The 11,009-nt window shown below is 32.4% G+C and carries 12 protein-coding genes and 1 pseudogene; 11 read left to right on the top strand and 2 right to left on the bottom strand.

The genetic code is table 11. From position 1 onward, the window contains the following. A pseudogene (locus tag JC2156_RS00065) lies at positions 1-854 on the top strand (hypothetical protein); the annotation flags it as partial. Between the two features lie 242 nt (positions 855-1,096). On the opposite strand, the gene JC2156_RS00060 reads toward JC2156_RS00065, so the two are convergent. Next, positions 1,097-1,432, bottom strand: a complete 336-nt coding sequence (locus JC2156_RS00060; RefSeq protein ID WP_006844808.1) for a hypothetical protein — start codon at positions 1,430-1,432, stop codon at positions 1,097-1,099. A gap of 26 nt (positions 1,433-1,458) precedes the next feature. Beyond that, positions 1,459-2,442 (bottom strand): VOC family protein, encoded by a 984-nt coding sequence (locus tag JC2156_RS00055; protein WP_006844807.1) that lies wholly within the window; start codon positions 2,440-2,442, stop codon positions 1,459-1,461. A gap of 275 nt (positions 2,443-2,717) precedes the next feature. Between JC2156_RS00055 and JC2156_RS00050 the strand changes: the two genes are divergently transcribed. The 10 genes from JC2156_RS00050 (at position 2,718) to JC2156_RS00005 (ending at position 10,406) form a co-directional block, all read left to right on the top strand. After that, a complete protein-coding gene (locus tag JC2156_RS00050; RefSeq protein WP_006844806.1) occupies positions 2,718-4,562 on the top strand; it encodes a heavy metal translocating P-type ATPase in 1,845 nt (614 codons plus the stop codon). A gap of 23 nt (positions 4,563-4,585) precedes the next feature. Continuing rightward, positions 4,586-4,816 (top strand): heavy-metal-associated domain-containing protein, encoded by a 231-nt coding sequence (locus JC2156_RS00045; RefSeq protein ID WP_006844805.1) that lies wholly within the window; start codon positions 4,586-4,588, stop codon positions 4,814-4,816. A 3-nt stretch (positions 4,817-4,819) separates the two neighbouring features. Next, positions 4,820-5,374: a hypothetical protein gene (locus JC2156_RS00040; RefSeq protein WP_006844804.1), complete on the top strand. Its 555-nt coding sequence runs from the start codon at positions 4,820-4,822 to the stop codon at positions 5,372-5,374. After that, on the top strand, positions 5,364-6,008 hold the full coding sequence (locus JC2156_RS00035; protein WP_038240794.1) for a Crp/Fnr family transcriptional regulator: 645 nt from the start codon (positions 5,364-5,366) through the stop codon (positions 6,006-6,008). The genes JC2156_RS00040 and JC2156_RS00035 overlap by 11 nt, the downstream gene beginning before the upstream one ends. A 400-nt stretch (positions 6,009-6,408) precedes the next feature. Further along, on the top strand, positions 6,409-7,104 hold the full coding sequence (locus tag JC2156_RS00030) for a hypothetical protein (protein ID WP_006844801.1): 696 nt from the start codon (positions 6,409-6,411) through the stop codon (positions 7,102-7,104). Further along, positions 7,080-7,625, top strand: a complete 546-nt coding sequence (locus JC2156_RS00025) for a RusA family crossover junction endodeoxyribonuclease (RefSeq protein WP_038240792.1) — start codon at positions 7,080-7,082, stop codon at positions 7,623-7,625. The genes JC2156_RS00030 and JC2156_RS00025 overlap by 25 nt, the downstream gene beginning before the upstream one ends. Further along, a complete protein-coding gene (locus JC2156_RS00020; RefSeq protein ID WP_006844799.1) occupies positions 7,625-8,155 on the top strand; it encodes a hypothetical protein in 531 nt (176 codons plus the stop codon). Before JC2156_RS00025 ends, JC2156_RS00020 begins: the two co-directional genes overlap by 1 nt. Before the next feature lies 1 nt (position 8,156). Beyond that, positions 8,157-9,029 carry a hypothetical protein gene (locus tag JC2156_RS00015; RefSeq protein ID WP_006844798.1) on the top strand — a complete coding sequence of 291 codons (873 nt, stop codon included), beginning with the start codon at positions 8,157-8,159 and terminating at the stop codon, positions 9,027-9,029. A 183-nt stretch (positions 9,030-9,212) separates the two neighbouring features. After that, the gene (locus JC2156_RS00010) at positions 9,213-9,839 is read left to right on the top strand and encodes an SMODS domain-containing nucleotidyltransferase (protein WP_006844797.1); all 627 of its coding nucleotides are present in this window, start codon (positions 9,213-9,215) and stop codon (positions 9,837-9,839) included. A gap of 69 nt (positions 9,840-9,908) precedes the next feature. Then, on the top strand, positions 9,909-10,406 hold the full coding sequence (locus JC2156_RS00005; RefSeq protein ID WP_338009590.1) for an SLATT domain-containing protein: 498 nt from the start codon (positions 9,909-9,911) through the stop codon (positions 10,404-10,406). The last annotated feature ends 603 nt before the right edge of the window (positions 10,407-11,009 follow it).

Here is an 11,009-nt window from a genome sequence, read left to right as displayed (position 1 = left end):
GATCAGATAGTGCTTCAGCATCAACATCAGACAGTAGTTCAACTTCGTTGAATAAACCAGAAGATCCAGATGCATCAAAGTCAGCATCTAATTCAGCAAGTGAATCTGATAGTATCTCAGTAAGTTCGTCAGAATCAGATTCAAATGAATCAAATTCAGCGTCAGACTCAGATAATGCCTCAAATAGTACATCAATGAGTACTTCAAATCCAGATTCAAATGAATCCGATTCAGCAAGTGCCTCAAAGAGTGATTCAATATCAACGTCAAGCTCGAAGTCAAAGAGTGAATCAGAAGGATCAGATAGTACTTCAGCATCAGATAGTAATTCCGAATCAACATCAAGCTCAAAGTCAGTATCTAATTCAAATGGATCAGATAGTGCCTCAGCTTCAAAGAGTGGTTCTGAATCAACATCAACGTCGAAGTCAACATCAAACTCAGAAGGATCAGATAGTGCTTCAGCATCAACATCAGACAGTAGTTCAACTTCGTTGAATAAACCAGAAGATCCAGATGCATCAAAGTCAGCATCTAATTCAGCAAGTGAATCTGATAGTATCTCAGTAAGTGCATCAGAATCAGATTCAAATGAATCAAATTCAGCGTCAGACTCAGATAATGCCTCAAATAGTACATCAAAGAGTGCCTCAACATCAGATTCAGATGAGTCAGATTCAGCAAGTAATTCAAAGAGTGCATCAGGCTCAAACTCAGAGAGTAATTCTAATTCAGAGAAATCAGAATCAGATAATGCCTCAAAGAGTGATTCAGCCTCAGCCTCAGGGTCAGAGTCAAAATCAAACTCTGATGAATCACAAATTAATTTGATACTAGAATCTTTTTTAATTTAATCAATCGAGACATCAGGAGTAGTATTAAAAGATGAAGGCCACGTTGATATGAATCATGCAAGGCATATATAGAACATGGATTTATCCTATCAATTAATGGAATACAGAAGAATACAAAACTAATTAAATCATGCTACGTATATATAGCAACAATACTATAAAGACATAAAAATGGGCATAAAATAAAAAAAGGAATGGAAAATATAATCCATTCCTTTTTTATTTTATTTTAGGGTTATTTTTCAGTTTTTTAAGTCTTTAATGACTAAGCTTCTAAGATATTCATGTGATTCAAAACTAACAATGGTTTCAGGGCTGTAATCAATCATATGAGACTTTAAGCAAACTTGACCAGAAAACTCATTAATTTGTAGATTTGAGACTTCTTTAGAGATCATATCAAAAGTGAATTTAGAACCTAAATCGTATTCTCTAATAACTTTATCATTATGAAGAATCACAATATATTTCACAGACAACAAATCATCAATATTAATTTTCCATGGTCCTCGGATATCTTTTAAGCTCAAACCATTGTCGTCTTGCATAACTTTTAAAACTAAAGTATCTTTTACCATAATTTATAATCCTCTGTATAAAAATCTTATCTATTAAATTTACCATCTATTTTGCTAAAATTTGTTTTAAATTCATCCATGTTTTCGTTACTTATATAAGGCTTTACTTGGTTAAAAGAAACATTTTTCTTTGCGTAATGTTCTAATAATAATTCTCGTTGGCTTTCAAATTTTGGAGGCAGGGCAAAAGTAGTACCTAGTTCTAGAATTGACTCATCAAGAGTGAATCCAGGATTATTTGTAGCTAGTTCAACTCGATTTCCATTGGGCTCAATAAAATAAGCTGATTTGAAGTAGCCACGGTCAACAAATAATTCTTGAGTATATCCTAACTTTTTTGCTTTATTCCAAAAATACTTTAAATCAGATTCACTTTCGACGCCTAGAGCATAGTGATCAGTAGAACCCCAACCAAATTTCGACTTTTCAGTGTTTTTATCAGTCGGAATTAGTTCAAGAGCTTCGCCATCATCAAGTTTAATGATATTGTCATATGTCTTAATTTCAAGTAATTCATCAAAGAATTTAATGGTTTTATCGATATCAGGAACGTGCATTTCAGCACCGACAACACCAGTTATTTGGAAATCAGCATCCACATCGCTCATACGATTAATATGCCAGTCGAAATTCACTTTATTGGTTTCTTGTAGTCTTATCGGAATATTATCATAATCGACAAAATGTAATCTTCCTTTGTCATCCAAATTTGATTTAATGTCAAAATTAGCAAGACGCATTTTCCAAAAATCGATTGATCCCGTGGGAACAGAAAAGTGAATACCACTAAAGAAGTTTAAACCATCAAATCGTTCATGAAAATGATCAATGGGGAAGAAAGTAACTACCGTTCCAGGAGTACCTAGAAAGTCGCCATAATATATATGCCTTCTTAGAGGCTTTGCTTGATTAACAGAGTTCTTAATAAATCTTAAACCTAAAATTTCAGTATAAAAATGAAAGTTTCTGTCAACATTCTCTGTTAACAGAGATATATGATGTGTTCTCATTGTTAATCTCCTTTGATATCAATATGATAATTATATTATAATACGTTCGATTTAACTTACAATATGTAAGTTAAATATTTTGAAAAATATTTTTATTAAGTATTAAATAAGGCTAGTAGGAAGGAAGTAACTAAATGTACTTTTTTACTAGCTTTTCTAAGTATGGATATATTCTTTTTATTAGATGGAGAGGGAAACTTGATACCTATCAATTTATTTTTCAATAAAGCAGCATACAATAAGTTTAATCAATAAATAAAAGAAGGAGGTTGAACATGTACGCAATTCAAAATTTATTTAAAAAATTCCAAAAAGAAAATTTAATAGGAATGACTTTATTACTAATTTTAGCTTTTGGATTCAAGTTTGGTAATTTAATTAATTTATCTCAAATAATGATGTTGTTGACAGCTCTAATAGGGGTGTTACCGATTTTAATACGGGCATTTAGTGCATTAAAATATAAGAGTATTGCAATTGAATTATTAATTTCAATTGCAGTTATCGGGGCCCTGCTAATTCATGAATATGATGAGGCCGGAATTGTTGTTTGGCTTTTTGCTATAGGCGATTGGTTACAAATGATAATGCTGAATAAGACACGGCAATCGATCCGTGAATTAATGGATACATTTCCAACAACTGCTTTAAAAATTTCCACACCTGATGACCGTCAATATCAAGAAGTTGATATTGACGAACTAGTTGTTGATCAATATGTTTTGGTAAAATCTGGATCAACAATTCCTGTTGATGGGGTAGTGGTTCAAGGAAGTAGTTATGTTAATGAGGCTAGCATTACTGGTGAGTCAAAACCTGCTCATAAGAAAGTACTATCAAAAGTATTTGCGGGGACTATCGTTAATGATGGCACAATCGTTGTTCAAGTTATTAAAATTGGGGATGAGACCGTATTTGGTAAATTGATCGAGTTAATTGAGGATGCCCAAGATAGTCAGACTAAAGAACAAAGATTTGTCGATAAATTTGCACGATATTACACGCCAGTCATTCTTGTTTTGGGAATTATAGTTGCTCTATGGACTAAAAATATGGAGACTGCTATAACAGTGTTAGTTCTTGGATGTCCCGGAGCTTTAGTGATTGGAGTGCCTGTTTCAACGGTCATGGGTATTGGTATGGCGGCTAAGAATGGAATTATTACTAAAGGAGCTGCTAATTTTAATATTTTGAGTCGAAAGAATTATTTTATTTTCGATAAAACGGGTACTTTGACAGTAGGGGAACCAACAGTAGTTAATATTCAAAACCTATTAGGGGATCGAGAACATAATATTAAACTATTAGCTAGCGTGGAAAATGAATCGAATCATCCTTTAGCTCGTGCAATATTGAATATTCATAATGATGCCAATGCTCTTTATTTAGCTCAAGATGTTAAAAGCATTGCTGGTCAGGGGATGCGAGCTCAAATAAATCATAAGTCTATCTTAGTCGGTAATCAAAAAATGATGAAAACAGAAAATATTTCAATTCCATCTTTGGTTATGAATAAGTCTGATTCTCAAGTAATATTAGTCGTTGATCGACAAGTGCATATGGTATTAATGATCAATGATCAACTTCGTCCTCAGATTAAGGAAAACTTAGATCAAATCAAACAGCAAGGAGCTAAAAAATTAATGCTTCTATCTGGAGATAATCAAGCTGCTGTGGATGTTGTCGCAAATAAATTACCTTTCGACACAGCTATCGGTAACCTGTTACCTGCTGATAAACTCGCCATTGTCAAAAAATTACAAGTGCAAGGAGAGTCAGTTGTCTTTGTAGGGGATGGTATTAATGATGGGCCAGCTTTAAGTCAAGCTGATTTAGGAATTTCAATGGGAGGCGGAACAGATATTGCAATTGATGTATCTGATCTAGTGTTAGTTAACTCTGATCCTGTCCAAATTTCTCTAGCTATTAAAATTGCACATGCAACAATGCGTAATATGAAACAAAACATATTCATAGCTTTGGCTACTGTATTGATCTTACTTGTAGGCCTTTTCACCAATTATGTTGATATGTCTATAGGAATGTTAGTACATGAATTAAGTGTCTTGTTAGTAGTTATAAATGCTCTAAGTTTGAACTATTTAAAATCATTATTTTAAAATTAGAAAAGGAAGTAATAAAGATGGCGAATATTAAAGTGACAATGCAATTAGATGATTTATCTTGTCCATCATGTATGATGAAAATTCAAAAAGCATTAGCTGGACAATCAGGTTTATCAGATATAAAAGTGCTTTTTAATGCCAGTAAGATAAAATTAAATTTGGATGATACGCTTAATGATGTTGATCAAATTAAAATAATTTTGAATCATCTTGGTTATCCTGTCCAGAGGGTCACAGTAAAGGAGTAATTCATGACTAATCAAGTAAATAATAAGTATGAAAAGGAAATACAAAGAGCGGACTATGAGCATCATCATCCAACGGCAGGGGCTATGATTGGACATATTGTAGCCAATCTAACAATTCATTCTTTAAAGATTAAACAAACGGCTTTATTTGCACCTGATAATACGCAGTTGTTTTTAAATCAATTTGCTAAAGATTGGTATTGTACTGAACAAAATTTCATTTGGGAATTAAGTCAAAGTTTGCGTGATGAGAATGATCTAGTTCCTACCACTCAGAAGGATATGCAAGAATACACAGGTTTGGTCGAAGATGCATCAATAAAATATCAGTCAGGATCAGATCAATTGTTCGACCTAGTTAAAGACTTCGATAGCCAATTGCTTTATGTAACTAAGGGAATTACCTTAGCACAAAAAGAACAACATTTTGGTGAAAGTAAACAATTAGAACAGCTTTATATTTGGGTAAAGGCTCAAATTGCTCAAGGTCAGTTATTTTTAGGACATGACATTAAAGAAGGGCTTTATATTGAAATCGAGGATGGGGATGATGAGTGAGCATCTATGTGTGCAGTTCGTACCTTTGTTTCAAAAATTAAAGCAAGCTGATCAAGAAGAAATCGAAAAATTAATTAATCATGTTGTGGTTCAAAAAGGTGAGGTAGTTTATGCTCCAAATGATAGTCAACAGTTGATTATACTAGAGTCTGGGCGCTTGAAAGTGGAAAATTTAATGGAGAATGGGGATGCACACTTTCAAGCAATTATGCAGTCTGGTGATTTTATGGGTGAAAATTGGCTATTTGGTGCTGAAAATAATAATGTTTTTCTAACTGCAGAAGAATTATCTCAAGTTTGCCGAATTGATGCCGAACAATTTAGAAGTTTACTAATTGATCTACCACAGTTGAGTTATGAATTAACTAAACACATGGTTCGGCAGATTAATGAAGTTAATCGTCAAAATTATTATCTAACAATCTACAAAATTAAGGATCGAATTATGGCTTATTTTATGGATTTAAGTGCTGAACAAGAAAGTTATACTATTCAATTAACATTGAGTTTAAAAGATACAGCTTCTTATTTAGGTACAACACCTGAAACGCTGTCTAGAAAAATACAAGAACTAACTCATCAGAACAAATTTGATCGAATAGGAATAAATCAATTTGTATTATTTGAAAAATAGTAACGAATATATTATTAAAATGTTTTAAATTTTAATTATTGATACCATGAATGATTTAATTATAGAATTTAACATTAATATATTAGACTTAAGCTTCAAGAAAAAATTGCTGATGGTGAAGTCAGATTTTTTCTTGAAGCTTCTTAGTTTAACTAAAGAGATTAGTAATAATATGTGAAATATTTTAATTGAAATCATAATATTAATAAGCAAAGTATATATTAAAAAATTAAGAAGTTGTAGTTAATTATTATCAGAAATAATTTTAGAAAGTTTTATTTTTAATTGTTATAAAGCGTAAAAATCAAAGAAATAATGTACGCTGAATAATGTATTTAAAGCAATTATAAAGTGTTACAATGAAAATATGAATAAAGTAATTAAAAAAGGAGTTACTACTATGGCTAATGATTTTTTCAAGATAGATGACTCGCGCAAGCGTAAGCATTTAATTGATGTTTTACAAGTAAAAAAACGGAGGGCAGATATTAGCGAAGAAGAGCTTTTAGAAGCTGCTGGGATTTCTAGTAGTAAATTAGAACGGCTTGGTATTAATTTACGCAAGGCAAAGACTGAAGATGAACAAGTTAAAGTTATTGATAATGAAATGACGCACGGAGCGGTAATGGGTGCATTGAAATTAATTGATCAAAAGGGAATGAAGCATGTTCCTGCACCAGCTAAAATTGTTCGTACAAGGGAATCAATAGAGGCTCAACGCAAGGCGTTTGAGGCTAAACGCGCTAAAAGTGAACAAGAAGCTAAAGAATTAGCTGCAAAAAGTGTTTTTAACGTCACAACGCAACCACAAATCGCTATGCCTAGTGCTGAACAAGTGGCAAGAAAGACTGAAGCAGAAGTGGCAAGAGATATTGCACAAGAAAAAGCCAATAGTGAAAGAGAACTTGAGGCTGCTTCACAAGCTAAAAATGTTAATAAGCCGTTTAAATTATCAGATAAATTGATTAGCTTAAAAGAAAGTATAGCGAACACGGATCCAAATGTTGATCCTGATCATTATAGTTACATGGTTAAAATTGCAGATAAACAAGAAGTAAAGGAACGAGACGAATGGACGAAAAATCATCAGAAATAGTGAATAAAGGCTATAGCTTTGTTATCCCCATAGAACCTATGCCCGCACCTCGTGCGCGTTCTAGTAAGAATGGTGGGTATTTCAATGACGATTACTCAATATGGCGGAAAAGAATTGAGTTGTGGTTAACGGAATACTTGAGCCAGACTAAGTTTGAGATGATTTTTTACTTATCAGGAAGCCAAGAAGGATATAAGACTGTTCGAGATATTAAGAGCGGTCAACCACGTGACGAGAATGGACGTTTAAGGGGTAAATTACGTTCTGATTTCCAAGGATGGGAATTGGGCTTAACTTTTGTATTAAAGCGTCCAGAGGGCGAAATACGCAGCTATCCCACTAATAAATCCGATTTGGATAACATGGTTAAAGGTGCAGTCGATTCATTGTTTGAGCACCCTGCTTTTAAACAGACAGGCCTCAATGATTCGTTTATTCAAATTACAAAAGCAATGAAAAGATATACGATATTAGATTCAGATGAAGTTCCACATATTGAAGTGACGATGAGGTATTTGTAATGGGGACAACAACAGATCGCATTGAGCGTGAAATGGGCTTGGTCAATGATGTAATGTCACAAGGAACGGAGTTCTTAACGGAACTTGATAATCATAGATTAACCACAAATGCAGTTAGAGCATGGCGACTTAATATAGGACGTTCGTTAGGACGTTTGTCAGGTGATAAGGCTAAAGATTTAAGTGAAGATGAGCTGAATGAACTCAATTCGAAGATTAATGAAATAAATATGGATAAGGAGGATTTAGATGTGGCGGTCATATTAAGAACTGACGATCAAGCGAACGATTATTTGAAGAAGTTAAAAAATCGCAAAAGAGAACTGACTGCTTTAAAAAATCAACTTGGGAAAGTAAAAATTGCCAACAGTCAAGAAATCTTAAAATCGATCAATGATAATTTATCAGCCGTTGAAGCTAACAAAAGTAAAGTATTAGCATGGCAGTTAGATAACCAAAACAAAGCTTCTGAAGCGGATTTGGAAGAATTGAAAGCTATGGTTATAAAAATGAACAGCGAGATTATGTGATATGGAAATATTTAAGCTAGATATACAAGATGGAAAATATGTTATTGATGTAGATATTGATACCCTTGTGGACGAACTTCAATCATATATTAATAACCCGCAATCACGTATACCTGTCAATTCTGAATTAGGTGGTTGGCATGACAAATATCTTGATGATTTGAAAGATGTTAATGGTGATGCGACAGCATTAAGAAGCTTTGATTATTTGGAGCTTATCTTGGACGATCTATCTAATAAATACGATGATGCTATGACAGTTGATGTTGAAAATAGCATTGAACCATTAACGTTAGAAGACTTACCACCAATAGCGAAAGTTCAATTGGATATGGAAGTTAATGGCTTGCCATCATTTATTCCGTTCACTGATTTGCCTTCGGCTAATCAACGAGAAAACGATACGATCCCCGATTATGTCATTGATGACTTATTGAGTTATAGTAAGGCGTCAACGTTTAAAGAAACGCTTAGCTACATTGAAGAAATTAATTCTTACGCTAGTCAGTATGGAACTATGCCACTCGTTATATCTACCGTGACAGATGGACGGATTGAAGTATTACGTAAACTACTTGATGAATTATTGAGTGTTTCGGCTGAATTTAATGATTCCCACTCTTCGATTGGCGCTAATGTTATAGATAAATTTGTAGAAAGCGCTGAGAATGCGAGAAAGACGATTTCAGGCGAAGCTAAAGATTTACGTATAACTAATGTCAAATCAGCGTTCATGAGCTTACAGATGGCTTCTGAGCAACTTAGAAGCTGGTTAATGACGTCTTGGGCTCAATATGGTGGAGAACCTGAGAATTTTAAGATGAAATATAATCATGAGACTGCTGAATTAAGTGCATTGTCAGCTATGTTTTAACACAATACTCTGTAACGTTTCTAATTATAAATGTAATGATTTAACTTAAATTAAAGCCTACTTTTTAAGCCGTTTTGGTTCATTGATATGATAAAATCTATGAAATAAGATAAAAATTTACTAGAAGTTCAAAAAAGCATCATAAAAATAAGAAGAGTGGCACTTTGGTAGGAGAAATATTAAATGAGTCAATTAGTAGTAAGTTATAAAAACATCATTGATGAAGATAAAAGACGATTAATTTCTGATAGGTATCATAAAGTAACTAAAGCCATTAATACGGCATTTTGGAATATAAACAGTGATAGTAAAAACAGCTTGTATGTAGGATCATATGGTCGAGGCACAGCAATTAGTACTAGTGATATTGATATTTTAGTTGTATTACCTAGATCTAAATATGATCAATTTAACCATCATAAGGGGAATGTACAATCTCAATTACTTCAAGTTGTAAAAAATGCGATAAAAACACAATACCCTCGTAGTGAGATAAGAGCTGATGGACAAATTATAAAAATAAATTTTTTTGATAACATAAAATTTGAAATACTAACAGCATTCAGTAAAATTGATGTTTTTGGCAATACACTTGAAGGCTATGACTATCCTAATTCAAATTTGGGCGGAAATTGGGAATCAACTAATCCTAAGGCTGAACAAGAGGCTATGCGGGATAAAAATAATAAAACAAACGTATTATATAAAGCTACTTGCAGACATATTCGCTATATACGAGATACTTATTATAGCAGCGCAGCTATCATTTACCTGGAATCGTCATTGATAGTTTCGTTTATGATGCTATAGGAAATTGGAAAAATGTAGGAAATAGGGAATCCGCGGCAAAACAAGGGGATTATGAGAAAAGTCTCTTGAATTATTTCAATCAAATCTACCCATTTAAAATATATGAATATTTTAACAAATCGTCAAAAACATGTTAAAACTGCACAAATTATTATTTCAGCATTATCTTCAGGAGGAATTATTAGTATAATTTTTTATAACCAGCTGATTGTAAAATGGATTAGTGCAGCTATCTCGACTCTTCTGCTAGGAATTAATCTATACTTTAAAAATTTTGATTTATCAGATGAAATTAAGAAACATCGCATTACAGCAGACGAACTTTGGTATATTCGTGAAGATTATGTCTCACTATTAACTGATTTTGAAACTATGACAGATAAGGAAATTATTACAAAAAGAAAAGATCTGCAAAATAGAACTTATACAGTCTATCGTAATTCACCTAAAACAAACTCAAAAAGTTATAAGCAAGCACAACAGGCACTGAAATATGATGAAGAACAATTCTTCTCTGTTGAAGAAATTGATAGAATTTTACCTGAGCATCTTCGAGAGAAACAATGATTAAGTCAAATTTGTAGCATTGGTGGAAATTTAAGCTCTAGTGAGTAAGAAGTAATAGGATAAAAACGTATATATATATTTAGCACGAAATGAAAATATCAATCATTAAGCTGTTCTCGCTGATATGGGAATGGTTTTTATTTTGTCAAAATACGCTTATCTAAGCTCATAAAAATGTAAATTGGGTAAAAATTACACCCGATATCAATTAAAATTACGTTATCGAGCATTCTGAGCATGATAACGGCATTTTATTATATAACTTTATATGATCTTTCAAATAAACATAAGTATAAAAATTATTATCAATTTATCACTACCCTATCACGTTTTTTGACTATAATTTGACAATTTATTGATACAGAAGGTGTTGATTAAACTAAAATTGAGCGATACTTTCATGATTTACAGCAAAAATGATGATTTAAATAACGAATATTAAAAACTCATAATAAATATGGCTTAATAAATATGACAAAAACTGTTAAAAAACATCACGCTTTAAAAATTATTTTCATTTAATTAATATTTTTGTATTTTTAATTAAATCGTAAATTTTTACGATTTGAAACGAATAACATAACTATTAAATATAAGCGTAAA

This window comes from Weissella koreensis KCTC 3621 (assembly GCF_000277645.1).
This window is presented reverse-complemented; position numbering and strand designations above follow the sequence as displayed.